This window comes from Actinocrinis sp. (assembly GCF_035938995.1).
Taxonomy (GTDB): Bacteria; Actinomycetota; Actinomycetes; order Streptomycetales; family Catenulisporaceae; genus DASZGI01.
Window position 1 is genome coordinate 1 of sequence record NZ_DASZGI010000308.1, and the last position, 23,751, is coordinate 23,751.

General features: G+C 69.2%; 12 protein-coding genes, 2 tRNA genes and 2 pseudogenes. 12 read left to right on the top strand and 4 right to left on the bottom strand.

Translation table 11 applies throughout. The annotated features are described in order from the left end of the window. Window positions 1-883: DUF1906 domain-containing protein (locus VGZ32_RS21425; RefSeq protein ID WP_326887923.1), on the top strand; the 883-nt coding region annotated here is incomplete at its 5' end. A 14-nt stretch (window positions 884-897) separates the two neighbouring features. On the opposite strand, the gene VGZ32_RS21430 is transcribed toward VGZ32_RS21425, so the two are convergent. Further along, the gene (locus VGZ32_RS21430; protein WP_326887924.1) at window positions 898-1,899 is read right to left on the bottom strand and encodes a hypothetical protein; all 1,002 of its coding nucleotides are present in this window, start codon (window positions 1,897-1,899) and stop codon (window positions 898-900) included. Between the two features lie 342 nt (window positions 1,900-2,241). Here VGZ32_RS21430 and VGZ32_RS21435 point away from each other — a divergent pair, with 342 nt between their 5' ends. Beyond that, window positions 2,242-3,867: a long-chain fatty acid--CoA ligase gene (locus tag VGZ32_RS21435; RefSeq protein WP_326887925.1), complete on the top strand. Its 1,626-nt coding sequence runs from the start codon at window positions 2,242-2,244 to the stop codon at window positions 3,865-3,867. A gap of 48 nt (window positions 3,868-3,915) precedes the next feature. Here VGZ32_RS21435 and VGZ32_RS21440 read toward each other — a convergent pair whose 3' ends face one another. Beyond that, the gene (locus tag VGZ32_RS21440) at window positions 3,916-7,008 is read right to left on the bottom strand and encodes a PAS domain S-box protein (RefSeq protein ID WP_326887926.1); all 3,093 of its coding nucleotides are present in this window, start codon (window positions 7,006-7,008) and stop codon (window positions 3,916-3,918) included. 371 nt (window positions 7,009-7,379) lie between these two features. On the opposite strand from VGZ32_RS21440, the gene VGZ32_RS21445 reads away from it, so the two are divergent. After that, a tRNA-Ser gene (locus tag VGZ32_RS21445) sits at window positions 7,380-7,469 on the top strand. Window positions 7,470-7,528: 59 nt separating this feature from the next. Here VGZ32_RS21445 and VGZ32_RS21450 read toward each other — a convergent pair. Next, window positions 7,529-8,074 carry an NUDIX hydrolase gene (locus VGZ32_RS21450; RefSeq protein WP_326887927.1) on the bottom strand — a complete coding sequence of 182 codons (546 nt, stop codon included), beginning with the start codon at window positions 8,072-8,074 and terminating at the stop codon, window positions 7,529-7,531. A 92-nt stretch (window positions 8,075-8,166) separates the two neighbouring features. Between VGZ32_RS21450 and VGZ32_RS21455 the strand changes: the two genes are divergently transcribed. Continuing rightward, window positions 8,167-9,345: an ATP-binding protein gene (locus tag VGZ32_RS21455; protein ID WP_326887928.1), complete on the top strand. Its 1,179-nt coding sequence runs from the start codon at window positions 8,167-8,169 to the stop codon at window positions 9,343-9,345. A gap of 23 nt (window positions 9,346-9,368) precedes the next feature. Here the strand turns inward: VGZ32_RS21455 and VGZ32_RS21460 are convergent, their stop codons facing one another. After that, window positions 9,369-10,421, bottom strand: a complete 1,053-nt coding sequence (locus VGZ32_RS21460; RefSeq protein ID WP_414642577.1) for a serine protein kinase RIO — start codon at window positions 10,419-10,421, stop codon at window positions 9,369-9,371. A gap of 481 nt (window positions 10,422-10,902) precedes the next feature. On the opposite strand from VGZ32_RS21460, the gene VGZ32_RS21465 reads away from it, so the two are divergent. The 8 genes and pseudogenes from VGZ32_RS21465 to VGZ32_RS21500 form a co-directional block, all read left to right on the top strand. Beyond that, window positions 10,903-10,975: transfer RNA gene (locus VGZ32_RS21465), tRNA-Arg, on the top strand. Window positions 10,976-11,605: 630 nt separating this feature from the next. Beyond that, the gene (locus tag VGZ32_RS21470) at window positions 11,606-11,770 is read left to right on the top strand and encodes a hypothetical protein (RefSeq protein ID WP_326887930.1); all 165 of its coding nucleotides are present in this window, start codon (window positions 11,606-11,608) and stop codon (window positions 11,768-11,770) included. A 142-nt stretch (window positions 11,771-11,912) separates the two neighbouring features. Continuing rightward, window positions 11,913-14,591 (top strand): tetratricopeptide repeat protein, encoded by a 2,679-nt coding sequence (locus tag VGZ32_RS21475; protein WP_326887931.1) that lies wholly within the window; start codon window positions 11,913-11,915, stop codon window positions 14,589-14,591. Window positions 14,592-15,096: 505 nt separating this feature from the next. Next, a complete protein-coding gene (locus VGZ32_RS21480; RefSeq protein ID WP_326887932.1) occupies window positions 15,097-15,681 on the top strand; it encodes a hypothetical protein in 585 nt (194 codons plus the stop codon). 349 nt (window positions 15,682-16,030) lie between these two features. Then, window positions 16,031-16,258: a hypothetical protein gene (locus tag VGZ32_RS21485; RefSeq protein ID WP_326887933.1), complete on the top strand. Its 228-nt coding sequence runs from the start codon at window positions 16,031-16,033 to the stop codon at window positions 16,256-16,258. Window positions 16,259-16,262: 4 nt separating this feature from the next. Continuing rightward, window positions 16,263-16,685 carry a hypothetical protein gene (locus tag VGZ32_RS21490; RefSeq protein WP_326887934.1) on the top strand — a complete coding sequence of 141 codons (423 nt, stop codon included), beginning with the start codon at window positions 16,263-16,265 and terminating at the stop codon, window positions 16,683-16,685. Window positions 16,686-16,716: 31 nt separating this feature from the next. Continuing rightward, window positions 16,717-16,827 (top strand): annotated as a pseudogene (locus VGZ32_RS21495) (TetR family transcriptional regulator); the annotation flags it as partial. Window positions 16,828-17,351: 524 nt separating this feature from the next. Then, a pseudogene (locus tag VGZ32_RS21500) lies at window positions 17,352-23,751 on the top strand (hypothetical protein); the annotation flags it as partial.

Below are 23,751 nucleotides of genomic sequence, written 5' to 3' on the forward strand. Positions count from 1 at the left end.
CGTGGCCTTTCGATCATGGCGCATGCGGCGGTGCGACCTCTCCGTCGCTACCGCCGTTGCCTGTGTCATCGCCTGTACCACGCTCATCGCGCCGGCCGTCGCGGCGACCGCGCACAGCGCCACGCATCGTGCCCACCACCCGGCCCCGCCGTGGAACCCGCTCGCGCATCCCGCGCTCTTCTCCGGCGACGGGTTCGACATCTGCGCTACGCCGCAGCTGAAAGTCATGCAGGCATGGTGGCGCACGTCCCCCTACCAGGCGCTCGGCCTCTATATCGGCGGGCTCAACTGGGGTTGCGGCAGTGGCCAGACGCTGAACCGCGCCTGGGCCGAGGCGGTCAGCCACGTCGGCTGGCGGCTGATCCCGATCTACGTCGGTCGCCAGGCGCCGTGCGTGCGCCAACCCCGACTCGCGGTCATGGACCCTAAGGACCCGAAAGCCATCCAGGCGCAGGCGACCGGGGCAGCGATCGACGCGGCCACTGTCGCGGCGTCGCTCGGCCTTCTGCAGGGCAGCGCGATCTACTTCGACTTGGAGTCCTACAAGCGCGGCGATGCGGCTTGTGCGGGGGCCGCGCGCACATTCATCGGCACCTGGGTCCGCGTCCTGCACGCGCGCGGCTACCTCGCAGGGGTCTACTCGTCAGCCGACTCCGGCATCGCGGACTTCGCCGCCAATCCCGGCTGGCCCGCGCCGGACGCGGTCTGGATCGCGCGGTGGAGCGGCACTCAGAGCCTGAGCGACCCTGCGCTGCCGAACTCCGCGTGGAGCCGACATCAGCGCATCAAGCAGTACACCAATGGTCACAAGGAGACGCATGCCGGCGTGAGCCTCGTGGTCGACAAAGACCTCGTCGACGGCCCGGTGGCCAGGGTCGGCTGAGTTCCGCGGCGGGCCTACCAGCTGCGGCCCGGCTCCTGACGCGTGGGTCGCGAGGGCGCCCGTCCGCCGCCGTACTCTTCCGGACGGCGCTGCTGCTGCGGCCCGCTGCGGAAGAAGTCGTCGCGCGGCTCGGAGCCGTCGTACACCCCGGGCCGCGGCGGCGGTCCGCCCGCCGGACGCCCGCTGCGCGGGTCCGCTACGCCAGGCCGGTCCCAGCTTCCCGACTGACCTGGATTGCCCGCGCCCATAGGCGGACGCCCGCCGGGTATCGGCCCACGCGCTCCGCCGTATCCGCCGCCTGAGGCGCCAGGGCGACCAGCGTTGGGCGGCAGCGGGGCCAAGCCGGGCTGCGGTCCGGGCTGTCGCGGCACGCCGCCGAGCAAACGCCCGGGCGGAGCCGTCATCTCCGGGGTGATCTGCGGCAGCAAGGTGGTGGCCGCGGCGGGCGGCACGGCTGCGTATGGGGACTCATATGACGGAGTGGGTTGCGCGGCGGCGTATACGGGCTCATATGACGGCGTGGGCTGCACGGCCGAGGCGTAGGGGTCCGTGCTGTAGGAACCGCTGTCGTAGCCGCTCGAGCTGCCCAGTGAACCGGCTCCGGCACCGGCGAACGCGCCGCTCGTGCCGAGCGGGGCGGATGAGCCGAGCGAGGAGGCCGCGTTCACGCTCGACGTGGACAGGGTGTTCAGCGACATGCCCAGCGGGTCGTCCTCGATCGCCTTGCGCGCCAGCTCGCCCACCGTCAGCGCCAGCTCCGTGGCCAGGTCGAGGGCCCGCGGCGAGCGCGCGTTCTCCCGCATCCACCAGCACGCGATCTGCACGATGGAGCCCGCCGCGTGCGGGCACAGGATGATCGCGGAACGGATCGGCACCGGATGCGGTGCGCCGCTGTTGAGGCGGTACCAGACGCCTTCCCGGAACCCCACCGTCGCCTGGCCGAGCGCGTCAGGCAGAACCACCTGGAATTGCCGCTCGAAATCGCGGATCGACTGGTCGTAGGGGGGAAGACTCATGGAGTCGCCACCGGGTAACAGCGCACGGACTCAATCATAGTTCCGCCTATGAGTAGCAGCGGTATGGGATCTTGCTCGGTGGGCAGTGCGCCGAACATGCACAGACGGTACTGAACTGGCGGGGTTTCCAACAGACCTCGCAGCGACCGGTTTGCCCACCCCGGACAGTCACAGTCCCCGTATACCCCCGCACAGTGGGACAAACAGCCGGGTAAATTCGACGTAACTGGCCATTCCGCCCTCGGCCGCGTCGGTACTGGTGCCCCGGGCCGGAGGGCTCTACGCTCCAGGCCGCAGGCGTTTTCCCGGCATGGTCTCCTCCGGCGGACAGGGTGGTGTCAGGTGCGTTCCACGATGCAGGACTTCCCGCTGACGATCTCGACGATCCTGCGTTACGGGTCCACCACGAACGCGGATTCGCAGGTCTTGACATATACCGGTGAAAACCTGCGGAGCACCACTTTCGCCGAGGTGGGCCGCCGCGCCGCGCGGCTCGCGAACGGGCTGCGCAACCGGCTCGGCGTGACCGGGGACCAGCGGGTGGCCACCTTCATGTGGAACAACCGCGAGCATGTGGAGGTGTACCTCGCCGTCCCGTCGATGGGCGCCGTGGTGCACACCCTGAACATCAGGCTCTTCGCCGACCAGATCGCCTATGTCGCCGAGCACGCCGAGGACCGGGTCGTCATCGTCGACGCGACCCTCGTTCCGCTGTTCTCGAAGCTGGTCGGCCGGATGCCCACCGTCGAGCACGTGGTCGTGACCGGCCCGGCCGACACCTCCGCGATCACCGAAGCCGGCAAATCAGTGCTCGACTACGAGGAGCTGCTCGCCGGGCAGCCGGACGAGTTCGACTGGCCGGAGCTCGAGGAGCACGAGGCCGCGTCGATGTGCTACACCTCCGGCACCACCGGGAACCCGAAGGGCGTCGTCTACAGCCACCGCTCGATGTTCCTGCACACCACGCAGGTCGTCTCCCCGGCCGGTTTCAGCCTGTCCGACGGCGAGCGGGTCCTGCAGATCGTGCCGATGTTCCACGCCTCGGCCTGGGGTCTGCCCTACGCCTGTTTCGTGAGCGGCGCGACCATGGTGATGCCGGATCGCTTCCTGCAGGCCGCCCCGCTGATCGCGATGATCCGGGAGGCCGGGGTGACGTTCGCCGGCGCGGTGCCGACGATCTGGTCCGACGTCCTGGCCGAGCTCGACCGCACCGGCTCCGCCATCCCCACGCTCAAGCGGGCCGTGGTCGGCGGCTCAGCCTGCCCGCCGTCGCTGATCACCGCCTTCGAGGAGCGCTACGGGGTGCAGATCATCCACGCCTGGGGGATGACGGAGATGTCGCCGCTCGGCACGGTCGCCCATCCGCCGGCGGGCGCGTCGGGCGAGCGCGAGTTCGCGTACCGCACCAGCCAGGGCCGCTTCCCCGCTCTTGTGCGGGCGCGGCTGATCGGACCGGACGGCTCGGAGCTGCCGCACGACGGCGAGGCGGTCGGCGAGCTCGAGGTGCGCGGCCCGTGGGTGACCGCGGCGTACTACAAGGACGACGATCCGGCGAAGTTCCGCGACGGCTGGCTGCGCACCGGAGACGTCGGCACGATCACCCCGGACGGCTTCCTGAACCTCACCGACCGGGAGAAAGACGTGATCAAGTCCGGCGGCGAGTGGATCTCCTCGGTCGAGCTGGAGAACCATCTGATGGCGCATCCGGCGGTGGCCGAGGCGACCGTCGTCGGGGTGCCGGACGAGCGCTGGGCGGAGCGCCCGCTGGCGGGCATCGTCTGGCGCGCCGAGCCGGTGCCGTTCGACGAGCTGCGCGACTTCCTGGCGGGGCGGATCGCCAAGTGGCAGCTGCCGGAGCGGTGGACCACGCTCGAGGCGGTGCCGAAGACCTCCGTCGGCAAGTTCGACAAGAAGGAAGTGCGGCGCGTCTACGGCGAGGGCGGCTACGAAGTCACCTACCTGGATTGACGACGGTTCGTCAGTTCAGCCGCGCGACACCGTTTATGACGCGCCTGCCTACGCCACGCCCCCGCCGGTCTTGGCCAGCAGGTCCACGATCCGGCCGCCGACGTCGCCCTCGGTCGAGCGCTCGGCCAGGTACAGCGCCATCTCACCGGTGCGCAGCCCCAAGCCGAACTGCGGTGTATCCGTGCCCAGCGCCGTGTAAACGACGAGCGGCGTCATGGTCAGCCGGTCGCGGTCGCGCAGCCATTCCACGATGCCGACGCGACGGCGGCGCACCTGCATCAGGTCCATCACGACGACGTCCGGGAACCCGTCGGCGGCCCGGCTGACGCTTTCGCTGTCGGTCGCCGCGTGCATCACCTGCATGCCTTGGCGCTCCAGCGACCGCATCATCGCCTCGGCCAGATCGTCGCGCGCCTCGACGAGCAGCACCCGCGGCAGCGACACCGCCGCCGGAATGAGCGCCTGCAACAGCAGCGCCGGATCCGGCCCGGCTGGGGCCTCCGAGGGCGCACCGCCGATTCCGGCCGTGACGAGGAGGGGCAGCCCGGCGTCGATGGCCGCGCCGCGCAGCGCCCGTAACCCGCGCCGGGTGATGGGCGCGGCGATCGGGTCGACCAGGACGCCCGTCGACCGGGGCACTCCAGGCGACCGGCGGTGCACCAACGCCCCTTCAGGCCCGAGCCCGACCGGCAGCCCGTCGTGAGTCTCCAATACGACCGTGGCGTACCCGCGGTCGGAAAGCAGCCCCAGCGTCGCGGTATCCGGTTCCGGCCACATGAGCAGCTGCGGACCGCCGAGCACCGGCTGCTGCGGCGCGGGCTCGCGCGGAGCCGCCGCCGCGCGGGCCGGCCCTTGAGCACCAGTACTCGGGACCGGCGTCAGCGACGCAGCGGAGGTCTCCATGACGGGGGGGATGGATTGCGTCGGAGCCTCCTCCCGAGGCGCCCCGTTCACCGTCGGCACGCTCGACTGCTTTCCGTCCGGCTGCGCGCCGCCGGATTGTGGCACCACGACCGTCGTCACCGACACCGCGGACGTTGAATTGGCCGAGGTCGGCATGGGCGCGGCGGACAACGCGGCTGCCTTCTCCTGGACCGGCTGCTCCTGAAGCGGCGCGCCCTCTCCTGCTGTCCCCGTGATCGCGCGCCTGCGCCCACGCGGTTGCGCATCTGTCTGCGTCGGCGTCGCCTGATCCGGTACGGCCTGCTGCTCCGCAGGCTTCTCGGCCTCCGGCTGCCACGGCTGCTGCAGATCGTGCGCCGATCCGGAGGCGTCCGGCCGCATTTCGCCGTTCGCGATGCCGGGAAGCACGACCGGCACGGTGCTCTCGCCGGGCGGGACCTCGTCCGCGCCCCGGCCGGGCCGCGTCCAGACGTCGCTGGTCGGCAGCGGCTTGCTCGGCTTCAGGTCCAGCGGCACGCCGCCCGCGCCGAACGTCCGCGACAGCGTGGACCGGCTCTGCGCGGGAATGTGCGCCTGGCCTGGTGGCGCAGGCGGCGGAACCGCGGTCCCGCCCCGGCGCGCATCCGCGCCATGGCTGGTGTGGTGGCCGTTGCTCTTCTCCAGCTGCTTCGGCGGTTCCGGCTCCGCCGTCGGCTCCGGAGGTGGCGCAGTCCGCACCCTGGCAGTCGTCAACGCGCGGCGGCGCACCGCAGGCAACGCCCTCTCCGGCTTCTCCGCTTCCCGCCCACTGCGGCCGGAGCCTGTAGAGCCCTCCAGCGGAACCTCAACCACGTGCGTGTTGCCTTTACCGGCGATCCGGTGCGTCGTAACTGTCCCGCCGTGCCGTGCTGCGATCGCCCGCGCGATCGGCACGTGCAGCGGGCCGCCGCCGGTGTGCGGTCCGCGGATCTCGATCCGGGCCACAGGGCCCCGGCGCGCGGCCGTCACCACGACCTTGCCGCCGACCGGTGAGGCGGTGACCATGTCGGCGAGCAGATGCGCGACCAGCGCCGTGAACAGGTCCGGGTCGACCATCACCTCGACGTCCGCGGCGTGCGCCACCAGGTCGACCGCCGCTTCCGCCGCGGCCGGTTCGGTCGCCGCGACCGCATCGTCCACGATCTGCGCCAACGAGACCGGTACGCGCTCGCACGGCACGTCGCCGACCACCATCTGCTGGTAGTCGACGATGTCCTCGACCAGCTCCGCGACCTCGGCCAGATCCGACGTCGCGGAGGCCAGCGCCTGGCGCACGCTCGGGCCCAGCTCGCCGATGCCGTACCCGGCGACGCCGCGCAGATCCGCAAGCACGCTGTTCAGCGGCCCGCGCAGGTCGTCCTCCAGGACCTCAGCCAGCTCCCGCGCGCGCCGCGCGGCGGTCCGCGCCTCGCTGTTGTCCTGGAACGTCATGACCGCGCCTATGATCGTCTCGCCCTCGAGCACCGGCGCGGTCGCCAGGTCGACGGTCACCGACGTGCCGTCGCTGCGCCACAGCACCTCGTCTGACGAGCGGTGCTTCGTGCCTGTCTTCAGGCTGTCGATCAGCAGGCACCGGTCCCGGGGGATCGGCGTCCCGTCCGCGGCCGAGTGCGCGATCAGTTCGTGCACGTCCTGTCCGCCGAGCTCCCCGGCGCGATGCCGCAGTATCCGCGCACCCGCCGGGTTGACCAGCACGATGCGGCCCTCGTGGTCGACCCCGATGATCCCCTCGGACGCGGCGCGCAGGATCAGCTCGATCTGCCGCTGCTGTCTGCGCAGCTCGGCCTCGACGTCCAGGACGCCGGTGAGGTCGCGCACCACGTAGAGGGTGAGCTCGTCCTCGTCGTCCGGCAGCTTCGCGGTGCTGACCTCGGCCGGGAACATCGAGCCGTCCGTGCGCCTGGCCCCCAGCCGCTCGGGTCGGCTGCGCTCCACCGGCCGCGGCCCGGTCGCCGCCGCCACCGTGCCGCCCGCGCTCGATCCCGGGGGCAGCGCCGCCGGACCCCGCCCAGTCGTCGCCACGCCGCGGCCGAGCCCAGGCAGCAGCGTGACCACCGGCTTGCCGAGCAGCCGTTCCGCGCTCTCGCCCTCGAACAGCTCCAGTGCGACCGCGTTGGCGTTGACGACAGTCCCTACGGAGTCGACGAGCAGCAACGCGTCGGGGAGCGCATCCAGTATCGCGGCGAGGCGGGAGACCGAGCGGCCGGACGTGCGGCTCAACGGGTACGTCCCTCCAACTTCACTTTCCAGCCCGATCCGGGGATCGGTTCGCGCTCACCTGCCCTGCGACGGGCGGTTGACGCAGCCCCTTAGGCCTGCGTCGTCGAGTTTCATCGCCGCCGGGTGTGCGCCCGGCGGTACCTGTAGCGGATTCGTCGTCCGACTATCCCATATGCCGGGCTGTGGCGGGAGAACCTCCGGAAGACGGACTACATCCATGGCCCGCGGGGTTGCCCGCGGTCGGCGGCCGGACGGAGCGCGAACTGCCGGGAACTGCTTTGTCCAGCCGTCCCGAGTCCGGGTATGCTAGCCGCGACCGCGCCCCGATCACCCCCGTGATCTCGGGGTGTGTCGTTCCCCACGGGGAATATGGAGGCTTCGCCTAGTCCGGTCTATGGCGCCGCACTGCTAATGCGGTTTGGGTCTAAAGCCCATCGAGGGTTCAAATCCCTCAGCCTCCGCTTCGGCCCCTGATCCTCGATCAGGGGCTTTGCGCTGCCGTCGCCCCCTCAGGCGCCGCTCACCGCAGCACCATCAGCCGACGTCCCAGTTCCCGCTCGTCGACTTCGTTCAGCGCGCGCCACCGGTAGGCGAAGGCCTCGTGCCCGATGCGCACCTCGACCGGACCGGCCGCCCGGAACCCGAACAGGAAGTCGAAGTGCCGGTGCGCCGGTTCCCCGCGCAGCTCGTCTGCCGGAATCGGGTAAACGCCAATCCGTACTGGCATCTCCTCGCCGCCCAACTGCTCCACGTCCCCAACCCCGATCCCGGTCTCTTCCTCCAGCTCCCTCAGCGCCGTCGCGACGAGCGACTTGTCGTCCGGTTCGCTGTGGCCGCCGGGCGGGAGCCACTGCCCGAGCGCGCGGTGGTGGATCTGCAGCAGCCGGCCCGAGCTGTCGAGCAGTGCCGCGCCGGCCGTGATGTGTGCCGGATACCGCCGCCGCGAGGTGAAGTCGAAGCCGCGTCCCACCGCCTCGACCAGGGGTGCCAGCGCCTGTGATTCGTCCGGGTACTGCATGAGGTAGCCGCCGACGACGCCGCTGATCTTCTCGAGTTGAATCGCCATCCGTATCCGTCCTACGGGAGGAGTGCCGGCTCGACTTGCCGAATATATGAGTGTCTAGCGTAGGGCTGAGACTGCGTCATAGAGTCCTTTTCGTGGATCCGATCAGGAATCCCTACGCGCCAGGGGCCGGGCAGCGCCCGCCGGAGCTGGCCGGCCGGGACCGGGAACTCGACCAGTTCGACGTCGTGCTCGAACGGATCGCCAAGAACCGCCCAGAGCGGTCCCTGGTTCTCACGGGCCTGCGCGGCGTCGGCAAGACGGTTCTCCTCAACGCCCTGCGCTCGCAGGCGATCGGCCGGCTATGGGGCACCGGCAAGATCGAGGCGCGCCCCGACCAGACCCTAAGGCGCCCAGTCGCGGCAGCCCTCCACATGGCCCTGCGCGAGTTGGCCCCCCGCCACCGCGACCCGGAACGGATCGAGTACGTCCTCTCCGTCGTCAAAGCCTTCGCCCTGCGCGACGCCCCGACAAAGAACGCCCCCCGCTGGCAGCCCGGCATCGACGTCCCCGCGGCCAGGGGCAGAGCCGACTCCGGCGACATCGAGATCGACCTCACCGAACTCTTTACGGACGCCGCATCCGTCGGCTCAGACCTCGGCGTCGGCATCGCCCTCTTCGTGGATGAGATGCAGGACGTCCCCCCGGCCGACCTCTCCGCCCTCTGCGCCGCGTGCCACGAGCTGTCGCAGACCGGCGCCCCCCTGATCATCGTCGGCGCGGGACTTCCCCACCTCCCCATGCTGCTCTCCAGTTCCAAGTCCTACTCCGAACGTCTCTTCCGCTACCACCGCATCGACCGCCTCGACCGGCATTCGGCGGACCACGCCCTCACCGCCCCAGCAGCCCGCGAAAACGTGAACTTCACGCCGGACGCCCTTGACGCCCTCTACGACGCAGCCGACGGCTACCCCTACTTCATCCAGGCATACGGCAAGGTCACCTGGGATACCGCCCCGGCGACCCCGATCACCGCAGAAGACGTGAAGGTCGCGGCCCCCGACGCGGAAGCGGAACTGGCGGTCGGCTTCTTCGGCTCCCGCTACGAGCGCGCAACCCCGGCAGAACGCGAGTACATGCGGGCGATGGCCCTCCTCGGTGACGGCCCGGTCGCCACCGCCGAGGTCGCCACGTCGCTGGGCCGCAGGCCGTCCTCACTCTCCCCGGCCCGCGACAGCCTGATCAAGAAGGGCCTCGTCTACGCCGCAGAGCGCGGTTCGGTGGCCTTCACCGTCCCCCACTTCGGCCACTTCCTCCGTTCCCAGCCCGCCTGACGCCCTATACACCCCCACCGCCCCTATACACCCTCACCGCCCATCACCTTCTCTTCCGCACCCGCACCCGCACCCGCATCCTCTCCACCCTCACCATCACCCCCACCCTCTTCACTTCGCCACCCCAACCCTGCCTCCCCACCCACGTAATCCACCATCTCCCGCATCTCCCCCTCCGCATCCCGAAGCCCACGCGCCGCGAACCACGTCCCGATGTTCCTGACGTCGCGCTCCATCAACTCCCGCCCGCGCGGATTGACCACGACATCGACAACCTGCGGCAAGTCGATCAGCACCAGCTGACCCTGGTACACCAGCACGTTGTACGCAGACAGGTCGCCATGCGTGAAGCCCGCACGCGCAAGAGCACCCAGGCCCTCCCGCAGCTGTCCCCACAGGTCGGCCAACGAGTCCGGATCCGGCCGCAACTGCGCAAGCCGCGGAGCCGCACCGCCGTCCGAATCGCCGATGAACTCCAAAAGCAGATCGGTACCCACGCGCTGCACCGGATAGGGCACCGGCGCCCCAGCCGTCCACAGCCCGCATAGCGCCGCGAATTCAGCAGCCGCCCACTGCTCGGAAATGAGCTTGCGCCCGAAAGACGTCCGGTTCGCCACGGCTCGGCTCATCCGGGACTCTTTCATGCGCCGTCCCTCGAGGTACCCGGCGTCCCGGTGAAACAAGCGGTGGTCGGAGCTGCGATACCGCTTCTCGGCGAGTAGAACGGACGGCCCCCCGGGTAATTCCCGCCGGACAAGAAAGACCTCCGCCTCCTTCCCCGTCTTCACCACTCCCAGCTCCGTGTCCACGGCGCCTTCAGAGGTGATCACCCAGTCGGGAAGAGGCTCAGGCCCCATCTCGCCCTGCCCCCAGGTAGACCACCGGTCCGCCCCCAAAGGCACAGCAAGCGCGTCCTCAAGCTCCACGCGGGCGTTGAGCAAAGAAAGACGCTCATGATCAGTCAGCCGCCCCCGCCGCACAGGCAGGTCGGCCTCGTCGTCAAACCGCATACGTCGTCCCCGACGCGGAGCAGGCGAAGAATCGTACGAATCAGCGGAAAAAGAGTGCGAGCGCACCGAGAACTCCAAAACAGAGACAGAAGATGAATCCGCCTCGCCGGAGCAGAAGAAAAATGGAAAATCAGCGCGGACGCGAGGCGGCTGGACAAGACGTGGCCGAGTCCAGGACAAAGACGTTGGACATCTGGCACCTCCTCCAATCCGCCAAGCGGGAACACAGCCGAAACACAACCAAAGCCGTGACCAAAGGCCCGCAGCGCACACGAGTCTGGAGCCCTCCACCGCCCCGCCGCAACCCATTTTCCGCGAGCCACAGCTCAGCCCGCCCACCCGCATTCGCGCCCGCTACCACCGCGCCATCCGCCCGCCGCGCGGACTACACCGCCCGTCCCGCTACCCGCCGCGCGACCACCCCCGCGCAGCCCACCGCCGCAACCGCCCTACCTGCCCTGACTAACCGTTTGGCCACCCACCCCCCGCACCATGTACACTCGACGGGTCGGCCAGCCAAGGCGCTAAACCCTGCTGACGAGACCCAGCGCTCGTAGCTCAACGGATAGAGCATTTGACTACGGATCAAAAGGTTGGGGGTTCGAATCCCTCCGAGCGCGCAACACCAAGTGGAACCGCAGGCCAGATGGGTAGTTGAAGCCCATCTGGCCTCTTTCTTTGTCTACGGCAGACAGGTCGAAAGGTTGAATCTGTCTGGGCTGGCGTCGCCGCGACCTGCATTTTCGTCATCGGCAAGCTTTTGAGTCCGGGTCAAAAACTGCCGGCCACCAAGTGGCATCGTGCCTGGTCAGAGTGGGGTGGGCGTCTTTCCAGCGACTGCTTCCAGTAACGGCTACATCACTCCGCAACGGATCGTCCCACTATTTGGAATATGCGTCACGTAAATTGAGGTATGTGTCAATACACTGATTCGTCTGGCAGTGGTCGCGATGGGGTGCATGGCCCGCGTCACTGGGCGGGGTGTTAGCGAGCCTGAGCGGGCGAGGCTGTGGATGGCGAGGCGGCGCAGCGGGGCTCAGGGTAAAACCTGAGCCAGCCGTCCTCGATCTTGCCGCTCCAATCGGACACGATGAGGTCCTGCGGTCCTTGCTTGCGCTTGCGGGCCAGGTCAACGGGGCGCGCAAGGCACAGGAAAGCGTGGAGAGCCGCCTGCGTGACGAGCAACTGATCCGCAAGCCGCATGAGCAGGACTTCAGCGCCGTCTCTACGAGATATTCGAGGCGGAGTCGATGTGGCACGCGATCTCCGTGCTGCGCGCCTGGATGTACTCCGGCTATGTCTTCACGCCGCTCGCGCGACGTGGTTTCGCGCTGCACCCCACCGAAGCGGAACTTCGGGAGTTGGCCGACGACTCTGACGTCCGCCAGGATCTGGCGACGAATGCCGCGACGTGACAACCGACCGTGGACCGACCCGATTTCTGTTTCGGGGACTGGACTTCTGGATGGCGCGCAGGCCTGATGTCGGCAATCTCCGATCGTGTTGGCTCCCGGTGTTTACAGTGGTCTGAGTCGCTGGGTGAGAGGGGTCTGTTTCATGGTCATGGTCGGTGTGGATGTCGCGGTCGGATATCTGGCCGGGTGGATCTGGCGTAAGGCTCGGCGGGTGGCCGGGCGTGCGGACGCGGATCTTGACCAGGTTCTGGACGTCTCTGTCGAGCGTCTTCACCGGGCAGTGGCGACCAAACTCGGCGGCGATGCGGCACTTGAGCAGTTCGAACAGGAGGCCTCAGCCGACTCGGACGCGCCTTCGGTCCCAGCGCGTACACGCCAGCAGCTTCAGCTTGCCTTGGAGGAGGCGCTCGACCGCGATCCGGAGTTCGCGGCCGAGTTCGAAAGGCTGGTCTCCCAGGCCAAAGCGGCCGGGCGGCACGCGGCTGGTGTCCGGTGGCGTGGCGGGGGTGGCAGTCGGCGGCGATGTCTCCATCAGTGCGCCTCACGGGGTCGCCGCAGGCACAATCCAGGGGCCGGTGGTGGTCTCCAACCCTCCGCCGCCGGGCCCGGCGGCGCACTGATCGGGCCCGGTGACACAATCCCGTTCGACCTGCGCGATCACGCCGACGACGCAGCACCGATAGTTTTCGCACCGTACGGGGTGGCGATCGGAACGCTGGTGTACCAGCGCGCACGACGTGAAGGACGCGTCATACGGCTCGGCTCGCGCCCCTCGCATCTCGTAGGTCGCGAGGCGCTGCTCGCCGAGATCCACCGAGGGTTCGCCTCGAACCCCGAAAGTCCCCAGATGCGCGTGTTGCACGGACTCGGCGGTGTGGGCAAGACCAGCATCGCCCTGGAGTACGCCCACCGGCACGCACGCGACTACGAGCTGATATGGCAGTTCAACGCCGAGGACGCCGGCTCACTGGCGGGACAGGTCAGCGAACTGGCTGCGCTGCTCGGCCTGATGAACCCCTTCGAGCACGGCGACGCGCTCTCCCTCCTGCACGGCGAACTGGCCGGACGTGCACGTCCTTGGCTGCTGCTGATCGACAACGTCACCGACCCCGCCCTGGCCTTCCGCCTGACCCCTGCAGCCGGCCCGGGCCACATCCTGGTCACCTCACAGGCCGCCGACTGGCCTCGCGCCACAGCGGTGGAGGTAGCGGTCCTGGACCGCGACGTCGCGACCGCATTCCTGCTCGACCACACCGCCGACGAGGATCGGCCTGCCGCCGACGAACTGGCCGACGCGCTCGGCCTACTGCCCCTCGCGCTCGCGCAAGCGGCCGCGTTCCTGCGCAACACCGGACGGCCCCTACGCGACTACCTCCACCTGCTCTCCTCCGACTGTGCACGGCTACTGGCGCGCACCGTTCCCGGCGAGTACGGCAAGGCCGTCACGGGGGCCTGGGACGCGGCCATCACCTATCTCAGCCGCTCGGCTCCCGACGCGGTCGACCTGCTGCGCCTGCTGGCGTGCTATGCCCCCGACGCAATCCCGATCCGCCGCCTGCTTCGTGTTGATCCGGCAACACTGCACGCCATCGACCCGCACCAGGCGGAACAGATCCGGGTCCTGGCCCATGACGGGTTCGCGTTGGACGACGCCTTGACCGCGCTGCGAGGGTTCAGTCTGATCAGCGCCCCGGCGAACGGCACAGTTTCGCTGCACCGTCTGGTTCAAGCAGTCACCCTGGACGCACTCGTCCCGGCCGAACGCGGTGGATGGCGCCAGAGCGCCGCCACACTCTTGCGCGCCGCGCTACCCGGGGAACCGGAATTGCCCGCGAGTTGGCCGCAGTACGCGGCACTGGCGGCGCACTGCTTCGCGGTGTTCGAGCCCTGGAGCGACGGCCTGTTCGACGTCGCCAGATTCCTGCACGCCTCCGGCAACTACCGGGAAGCCCTCAACGCGACCGGCCAGGTGGCCGCCGCCCGCGAGCGAGAGCTTGGCCGACAGCACCCCGACACGCTGAGCGCCCGTGCCTGGCTGGCATGGGCCGTGGGAACCGCAGGCGACGCCGCCCACGCACGTGACCTGTTCGCCGGCCTGCTGGCCGTCAGCGAGCACGTGCACGGATCCGAACATCCCGAGACTCTCGCCACCCGCCACAGCCTCGCAGCCTGGACCGGCCAAGCCGGGGACCCCCCGACCGCGCGCGACATGTTCGCTGCCCTGCTCCCGATCCGTGAACGCATCCAAGGACCCGAACACGCCAGCACCCTTGCCGCCCGCCACAGCCTCGCACGATGGACGGGCGAGGCCGGGGAGCCCACCACTGCGCGCGACATGTTCGCTGCCCTGCTCCCGATCCGTGAACGCGTCGAAGGATCCGAACACCCCAATACCCTGATCACGCGCCACAGCCTCGCCTACTGGACCGGTGAGCTCGGAGACGCCACAGAGGCACGCGAGCAACAAGCCACGCTGCTGCGACTACGCGAACGCATTGAAGGACCCGAGCATCCCCGCACACTGAACACCCGCCACAACCTGGCCGCCTGGACGGGCGAGGCCGGGGACCCCACGACCGCGCGCGACATGTTTGCTGCCCTGCTCCCGATCCGTGAACGCATCCAAGGACCCGAACACGCCAGCACCCTCGCCGCCCGCCACAGCCTCGCGCGATGGACGGGCGAGGCCGGGGATCCCACGACCGCGCGCGACATGTTCGCCGCCCTGCTCCCGATCCGTGAACGCATCCAAGGACCCGAACACCCTGACACCGTCGCCACTCGGCATGCACTCGAGCTCTGGACCGAACGAGCAGAATAAGAAGCAGCCCAGGCCAGGAGCTTGGCGTGCAGATTCAGCACCCTGGCCCTTTCATACCGGGAGAAGCGCCGGGTAGCGCTCGAGGATGCCGAGCGACGAGTTCGCCGCCGGAGGCCTCAGTCCTGCTCACCTCGCCAGCTTGCGAGCGCCACTTGTTCGTCGTCGACAACGCTCAGGCGAACGTGCGGACCGCCAACCGAGTGCTGTTCCTCGTGCGGCGGCTGCGCGAGGAATTGGACACGTCGGTCACCGCCCTGGCCACGACCGGGTCGCCGGGCCGGACGCGCGGCGTGCCCTCTACTGGTTCGCCTGCCTCGGGGCGCTGGAGCTTGACATCCCGCGGCCCTACGCGGACAGGCTGATCGGCTCGGCCACGCTCTGCGAGCTCACGGGTGATCCTCGGCATCCGCTGGTGGAGCCAAATGACGAGGCTTTGTCGGTCGGCCACCGCACCCGTGCCCGCCTCTTGGTGGACTACGCGCGGCGGCACTGGAACGACTAGGACGTGCCGCTGCCGGAGCCGAGCGACAACGTCAACTCATACCTCCAGCACGCTGGCGGCGACCACGTCCGCAGTACCCTGAACGACCTCATCGCGATTAGCGGGCACGAAGAGAGCGCTGAACTCTCCCCGCTCTCGCCGCTGTTGCTCTGGATCGGGTGCGACCGCATGGTCGGGCGGATCGAATATCGGACCAGATTCCGCGATGAGACGTGGGCCCGGAACTCCGCGGCGGCAGCCTTCGCCGCGATGGCTCTTGCCGAATTCGATCTGGCAGGGGCTTGGGACAGGACCACCGACTTCGTGCGCAGTAGCTGGGACTGTAGCGATCCGGAACAATTGCCCCGGCCGTGCGGACCCGATCTGGCCGAGCAGCCCCATTTCCTCGCACTGGCTGCGGCGGCGCAACCTGGCCACGGGCAGTCGCCGGTCGCTGCACCGCCCGAGAATGCGGACGCCGTTCGTATCCAGCACACATGGATGCTGGGAGTGCTGCTGCGGCTCGAAGCCTCTGCGCCGCACCTCGACGCCACGCGTCTCGCGCAGCTGCTGGCGATCGCCGAGAATCCCCGGCTGCGGATGATCTAGGGAACTACTACCCGGCTCGACTGCCGTGGACCACCGCGTCGGTGATCGCTGGCCTCCACCTGTTCGCGGGAGCGGGGGAGACCATCAGGTCGGCCTGTGAGTGGCTCGCGGCGGATGCCGAGGATGGTGGGGCGTTCAGCGACGGCTGGCCCAGCGGCGCCGGAGGTTTCCTGTCGGACCTGGCGAGCACCGCTTTATGCGTGTCAGCCCTCGAGCAGGCGCAATTGACCTCGCATCGGAATCGGGGCCGGAGCCGGAGCAGAATGCGGTACAGCAGCCAGAGTCGGACCATTCGCCCTAGCCGATTCATGCCCACCTGCTTGATGCTTTCGAACAGCTGAGCGCCGACGTGGCGGAAAACATCCGGAAACGGCAGAACCTGCTCGGCCAGATCGAGGACGAGAAGGCGGCGCCGAGTTCGGCTCAGTTGAAGATGTGGTCCGGGCGCAGGGAAACGCTGGAACAGGTCGCTAGAGCACTCGCCGACGGCAAGTGGATTCGCGCCGCGGACCTGATGAATAAGCTGGGGGCGGAGATCTACCGTCTCGGCTGGACCGATCTCGATGCTTCGGGGTAGCGGGATGTTCTCCTCCTCACTTCTCAACTTCCTGTCGGGCCTGTTCGCGGGCGTCGGCTTAAACCTGATCACACAGGTGCAAACCGGCCCGCTGACCCACCCCGCGTGGACGGTGGTCCTCGACTCCCTGTCGTGGATCCTTGCTTCGGGTTTCCAGGCATGGGCCGGGCACGTCGTGCAAAGTGCCGAGCACGAGGCCGAGCTGAAAATCATTGCCGGGCTGATCCAGGAGGAGCGGCGGGCGATCACTCTCGGGGAAAAGCGCAAGGTCTCAACGCTCTACAACCGGTGGGGGCGAGTGGCTTGTGCTTCGCCGCGGCGCTGCTGCTCACGCCGGGCTTGGTCACCACCTGAAGATTCGGCCGGGTTCGGGGCGGATCGGTTGGCTGTGACGAGGCTGTCGGAATTCGGTCGGGTGCAGGTGTAGATAAGTCCGTCCGTGTTGGTCAGGTCGGTCCAGAGGACGTCTCGCCGATACCGCGCCATCGGCCGCTGTGCGCGTTGCCGAGATCGCAGAAGCCTGCGGAGTGTCCGAGAAGACGGTGTTCAGCTACTTCCCGACCAAGGAGTAGTCGTCGCGCGTCGTGGTGCACCGCCGGCGCCGGGCGCAGCAGTTGTTTGATTGCGGCCTCGAAGCCGGTCAGGGTGGGCGATGTGGCGCAACAGGCCGTCGACGAAACCCGTGGACGTCGGCGAGCGCCCGTCAGGTCCGCGGTCCGATCGGGATGGGTCAGCCCATTGTGATGGGTGTTCGAGTATTGATCGGGGTGGTTGTCCGTGGGCAGTGCGTGGTGTCTTGTCGGGCAGAGTGGGACGACGGGGGTGGTGTCGTGGCGATAGCAGTTGTCATGATCTTGGCTGGGCGCGTTGGCGGTGTGCCCAATTGCCGGGCGGTTGTCTCCGTGTGGTGGTGGGAGCTTGGTTTGTGAGTATTCAGATGCCTTCGGCGTTGCAGTGGGTGTCGCAGTTGGCGGTGGGGCAGTCGTGGCCTCAGGGGGATGAGGACCGGCTTAGCGAGTTGGGGGATGTGTGGCATAGCACTGCGGATCAGATGTCGGGGTTTGCTGATCAGTTGGGGCCGTTGTCGTATGGGATGGCGGATGCGATGTCGGGTCCTGCGGGGGAGCAGTTCCATGCGCTGATCTCGCAGATCGGGGGCATGGCGCCGCAGATGGTGGCGGGGGCGCAGCAGGTCGGGGATATGGCGAAGAGCACGGCGGTGCAGACGCAGTATTCCAAGCTGATGATCCTGTTGCAGTTGATCTGGATGGCGGAGCAGATCATCGAGTGGTCCACCACGGTCTGGGGCTTGGCGGTGGCGGTGGAGGTGGAGGCGATCGGCCGTCTGGTGGTCGCGCAGATCGCGAAACGGTTCCTGGTCACGGTGGTGTCGGCCACCGCGATCCAGACGGGGATGGACGCGCTGGTGCAGGCGTTCCAGATGTTCGTGCTGCACGACCGCACCAAGTGGGACACCTCCTCGACCGTGGGCGCGGCGGAGATGGGCGCGGTGGGGGGTGCGGTCGGTGGGGTGCTGCACGAGGTCGGGCACGCGCTGGCGCCGGATCTGATCAAGACCACGGTCGGGCGGATCGGGATGGCGGGGGCGACGGGTCTGGCGACCGGGCTGGTGTCCAACGCGGCGTTCGGCGGGAGCCAGGACCTGGGTTTGGCAGTGACCGCCGGGATCGCGGGGGGCCTGTTCGCGGGGCGGGAAGGGCAGCACGGTATCGCAGAACACCCCGCCGAATTCTTGCCCGGCCTGACCGACAAACTCGCCCGCATCACCGACGATCTACAAACCCTCAGCGACACCTCAGACGACGGCGAGAAACCCAGCGGCGACGACTACTACACGCGCCCCACAATCGTTGCTGCGGCGGACGAAAAGGGCGCGGTCGTGGTGGAACGGGAGCCTGGTGCCGAGCTTGGACGTGTCGCCGCGCCGCCGGAGATGACCGCGACACTGATGGATACTGCCGGATCGCCTACCGGCGAGGCCCGGCCGCTGCAGACAACCGCCGCGGCGCCGATGGACGCAGGCGAGCCGCCTGGGCTTGCGGTCAAGTCGCTCGAGACAAGTGGGCCGGTGGATGCAGGCGAGCTGTCGAGGCGGCCGGCCGGGCTGGTGGGGACCGTAGAGCTGCCGCTGGAGTCGGCCGGGATATCGAGCACCACCGACGGGCACGGACCGGCCGGAGAGCCGACCTCGGGATTCGATGCCGGACCCGGACGGGCCCCAACTGGACTGCCCGGACTCGCGGCTGACGCCGGGCTGCTCAGGCGTGGGGCCGAGGTCGGGGGTGCCGCAGTTCTCGAACCCGAACACGGGTCGGCCGCTTCCGCGGAGCCGCTCGCGACGCCAGCGCGCGCCGACGTTGCGGCTCGGCCGGCCGTGACAGGGACCACGGCCGGGCTTCCCGGGTTCGACACGACCTCCCACACCGCTCACGCCACGGTCTCCGAGGCCGAACACGCACCGCCCGTCGCGGTGAGATCGGCCGTCGAGTACCGGCCGGCTGAAGCGCCGATTGTGACGCTCGAAGCCGGGCCGGGGCGGGCCACGGCGGGCCATGCCGAGCTCGAGGCCGTCAGCGGCGGGTTGGAGTCGCACCGCGGCGGGTTGGAGTCGGACCGTGCCGGATCCGAGGCCGGGCCGGGGCGGGTCGAGGCGTCCGGTGATGCCGTGCTGCCGGGGAGCCTGGCCGAGTCCAAGCCGACGAGTGTGGCTGGACCCGAAGACGCGCTGGCGCTGCGCTCCACTGAGCCGGACTGGCGAGTCCCTACCGGTGAACGGGAGGAGGGCGTCGACGGGGTCGAAGGCGGCGAACCCCTTATCGCCGCTCAAGCAAGCGCCGAGCAGGACGCCAATCTAGTTCTGGAATCAGAGCTCGCGCACCCGGTGTTGCTCGAGAGTTCGCCGCGCTTCGAAAAGTGGCCGGCAGCCGGTGAGAGCCGTTGGCACGACGCGTTTGTCGCCGTGGCCGAGGAATCTGTTCGCCGTGCGTGGGGGCCGCTGCCGGTGACGTTGGACCCCGGGGCCGATCCGCATCCGGCGTTCCGGGCGGTCCGGCAGATCGTCGCAGATCTGCGCACCGGGGACGTGGCCGCCGGGGATGGCAGGGCGTCGGTGATGCGTGATGGCGACGCGCCCAGTGCTTACGCTGTCGAGCGGGCCCATGCATTGGCCGGAGAGTTGGTCGACGGGCTACCCAGGCCTGAGCCCAGGCTCCTCGGGGGCGTCCGGTCCGGTGCTCAGGCGGGTGGGAGCGGAAGACGCGCGGACGGACGGCGTGGTGACGGAAGACGCCGCGACGCCCCCGGCAGCTCTGGCCGCGGCGGCCAGCCGAGCCGGAGCACCGCCGACCCCGCAATGGCCGACACCGGTTCGGGGGAACGTCCGACCCCGGGCCCCTCAGGCCAAGCCCTCATTCATCAGCCGCGCACGCCTGAGCCCAGCGTGCCTCAACCGCGCGGACGCCGGTCTCGCGCGGTGCCGGGGCGCGGGGCGAGGACCCCCGCCGCGCGTGCGCCCCGCTACGCGATCCAGGACCATGAACTGCTGGGGCTGATCGACAGACTTAAGGAAAACAACCAATGGCAGGACGGGCTTCCAGCAGGCAAAGCGACCGTCGTCGATGGTGGGCTGACACGGAGAATCGGAAGAACTCTCCTCGACATCCTGTCCCTCGACGCCGGCGGTGATCCGCGGCGTGTGGTGCCGCATAGGGTCCTGGAGCAGCTGATCGAGGCGGGGCTGCAAGTGCCGGCGGATGTCAGAGACTGGTACGCGCGGCAGGGGCCTGCCTCCGGGGTGCAACTGGCGCGCCGAGTACGACAGACGCAGACCGCACGGCGAAAGGAACTACTGAGGCGCAGGGAGGTGGCACCGGATGGCCCCGCGGCTGGCCGCGAACAACGGGTGAGGATCTCCGACCGCGAGCTGATCATGCTGATCGAGAGACTGAAGGCCGAGCATCCCTCGGCCTGGCGCGAGGGGCGTCCCGCCTGGGATGTGACCTTCACCGTGGGCGGCCGGGTGCGCACGCTCGGCAAGGTTCTCTACAGCATGCGCAGCCTCAATGGCGTCGCCGGACCTTTTCGCCGCATGTCGCGCAAGATGATGGATGAGATGACCCGTGCGGGGTTCGTGATTCCGGACGAGGTCCGCGCCTGGTATGAGGCGAACCCGGACAAGATTCCGGCCGACGAGGAGGCGTCCGATCGGTCCGGCCCTGGTGACGATGCTGCCGGCGCCGGTGCGGATGGGGAAGAGATTCGGCGCGAGTCCAGGTCGCCGGAGCCGCCGGACGACATCCCGTCGCCGCTTGGCGGTGACCGCGGTGTCGGCCGTGATGGCGGTGATGGCGACGGTCCGAGGCCGGTTCGGGAGCCACGTGCGGTGTCGCCGGGTGACGCGGCGGCGCGGGTGATGCGTATGGTCGCCGGTGTGGGCGGGGCGCAGGCGAGGCCGGATCCGGCAAGGATGGTGAGGTTTCTAGAGGAACGGAATCTGCGGCAGGTGCCGATTGTCGGGGACGGGGATTGCTTCTTCAACGCGTTGCGGGCGACCGCGCCTGAACGGATCGATTGGCACGACGCGAACGACATGCGGGCGCAGTTGGCGACGGCGCTGCGGAACGATCTCGAACTGCCGGAGCACGAGCGGCGGTTGTGGCCCCACTTGGACATTACGGCGCAAGCGGGAGCGACCGAGGACCTGCTCCGCCGTGAGCCGGAGGCGGCGGCGCGGAGCCTGGCCCAGGGCGCACGGGAGCAGGACGTGTGGAACGAATACTTCCAGCGCGTGCTCGACAACTGGAATGAGGGGACGCGGCAGTACCTGGTTCGACGGCTTGAGGATCCCGGCGCGTGGGACGACCTGACCGGGGATGTCGCACCGCTGGCCGCGACGTTCGTATGGGGCCTGCGGATCGTCCGGCTGGACGCTGCGGGCCGCGTGGACCACTTCGGACCCGAGGACGGCCGGCAGATGGTGCTGGTCAGGTATGAGGGCGCTTTGGGGGAGGGCCTGGACCACTGGACCGGTACCGAGCCGGCCGAGGCGGACCGGGGCGCGGAGCGCGCGCCGCAGGACGGCGGTCGGCACGGCGACGTCCCCGATGTCTCGCGCCCCGGCACCGGGGGTGGGCGGCTGGGCCCTGTGGACTGGCGGGACCTGTTCGGCGACGACTTCGAGGAGCGGGACGACCTCTTCCGACCCGGCGACGGCATCCGCGACGACGAGGCCATGGATGTCGACGCACCTGTCGACGCCTCGGGTCCGGCACCGGACGTCCACGCCGAGACGGGCGCCGCGCACGAGGGCTCGCTGATCCGAGAGAGCGAACTGGTCGGATTGGTGGAAAGGCTGAAGACGTGGAACTCAGCGGGCTGGCACAACGGCCGGCCGCTTCCGGACGCGTTGGTGCCCGACGAGCACGGTCGGATCCGTCCGATCGGGAGAGTGCTGGAGCAGATCACCCGGGACCAGATTCGGCCGGTCAGCCGTGATACACGCGACCGGCTGAAGGCCGCGGGGCTGCAGGGTGCCGAGGAGGCCATGCTGAAGTACGACGCCCCCCTTCTGGGGGGCGGTATCGCGGAACACGAATTGGCCGAGCTGGCCGAGGAGTTGCAACGCACGGACGAGGAAGCGTGGAACGACGGAATTCCGTTGGCACCGGCGACGGTCGTGGACGCCAGGGGCAACCGCCGTCCCATCGGCAAGAGCCTGTATGAAATCAGAAGCCGTGATCCGGCGCGCGGAATGCCTCGGCGGGTGCTGGCGCCGGAACGGCTGGAGGAGTTGCAGCGTGCGGGGCTGCGAGGTTTGGAGACATCGCTGGAATGGTCCCGTGGCAATTACCTGGAATGGTCCCGCGACCATCCATTGGACTCCCGCGGCCGTCATGCCGGCGGTGGCTACCAGATCCGCGACGATGAGCTGTTGCGGCTGATCGATCAGCTCAAGGCGGAGGACAAGTGGAACGACGGAGCTCCCACCAGCAGGGAGACCGTTTCCGAAAACGGCCAGGATCGGAGAATCGGGGACGCGCTCTACAAGATCCGAAGGCTCACCAAGGGCGGTGCTCCGCGGCGTAGGGTGCCGCCTGAACTGCTGGAGCAGTTGAGAAACGCAGGGCTTGACATTCCCCGGAACGTCCTTGCCGCGCACCGGCGCGGCGCTACCGAAAGCCGGGCCCGAGGCGTCGGTCTCGGCTCGGGTCTGCGAGAGAGCCGCAGGACCAGGCATGTGCCAGGCCAAATCCGTCTCGAGGCGCCGCCACCACAGCCTGCTTTTGGTCGGCTGCGAACGGTATCGCCACCTTCTGATGCCGAGCCGTTCCTGGGTCTGCCATCGCCGCGCGCCCGCTCCGAGAGCCGACCGGAGCCGCTGTTCTTACCGTCGCCGTCACCGCCTGATGTCGAGCGGCAGCCCTCGACGCCGATCGGCGGCGATCGTGGCGGCTTGAGACCGGTCGCGCTGCCGCCGCAGGAGGCGGTGGCGCAGGTGCTCGGCTGGGCCGCCGGTGACGCGGGGAGGGGAGCCAGTCTCGACGAGGTGGCCGGTTGGCTGGCCGGATGGCGCAACCTGCAGCCGGTACCGATAGTCGAGGACGGGGATTGTTTCTTCAACGCGCTGCGGGCGACTCAGCCGGGCATTTTCGACATGCGCTTTCCGGCCGGTATGCGGTGGCAGATGGCGGAAAGACTGCGGCGCGATCTGCAGGAACCGGACCAGCGCCGGCGATTGTACTGGCCGGAACTGGACGTCTCGGCGCAGCAGGGCCGGACCGAAGATCTGATCCGTCACAATTCCGCGGACGTCGCGCGGTTCATGGCGGAGGGTGCGACGGCGCCGGAGGTCTGGAACAGGTACTCCACGTGGGTGCGCCTCAACTGGAACGACGTAGAGCGTCTTGGCGTGATCGCCCGCCTTGAAACGCCGGGGTCGTGGGACGACGTGTCCCGGGTCGTGGCGCCGTTGGCCGCAGCGTGGATCTGGAACCTGCAGATCCGCCAGGTAGACGGTGTCGGTCGGGTCTACGACCTCGGCCCCGCCGACGGGGCGGAGACCGTGCTGATCCGGCAGGCGGGTGCGCTGGGCGCGGGAATGGACCACTGGACCGGTACCGCGCCGCTCGGGCAGCGCGACGACGGGGGCATGGCCCGGGGCCCGGGCTTGGACCTTGCCCCCGGTCCCCGTGCGGACCGCAGCCCGGCTCCAGGCTTGCGTCTCATGCCCCGTCCTGACGCAGAACCTGGCCCGCCGCCCGTTCCAACGCCGGGCTGGTCTGCGCCGCCGGGTCCGCCGCCCGGCTGGGTTCCGCCGCTGGGTCCGCCGCTGGCCCCAGAGCCCAGGTGGTTTCCGCCGCCGGAGCCGCCGCCCTGGGCTCGGCCGGTGGGTCCGCCGCCCGGCTGGTCTGCGCCGCCCGCGTCACAGCCCAGGTGGCCTCTACCACCGGGTCCGCCGCCCAGACGGGATCCTC

Excerpts from the sequence above, each read along its gene's own strand:
- VGZ32_RS21430 (WP_326887924.1), bottom strand. The coding sequence starts at position 1,899 with ATGAGTCTTCCCCCCTACGACCAGTCGATCCGCGATTTCGAGCGGCAA.
- VGZ32_RS21450 (WP_326887927.1), bottom strand. The coding sequence starts at position 8,074 with ATGGCGATTCAACTCGAGAAGATCAGCGGCGTCGTCGGCGGCTACCTC.
- VGZ32_RS21470 (WP_326887930.1), top strand. The coding sequence starts at position 11,606 with ATGTGGCACGCGATCTCCGTGCTGCGCGCCTGGATGTACTCCGGCTAT.
- VGZ32_RS21475 (WP_326887931.1), top strand. The coding sequence starts at position 11,913 with ATGGTCATGGTCGGTGTGGATGTCGCGGTCGGATATCTGGCCGGGTGG.
- VGZ32_RS21490 (WP_326887934.1), top strand. The coding sequence starts at position 16,263 with ATGTTCTCCTCCTCACTTCTCAACTTCCTGTCGGGCCTGTTCGCGGGC.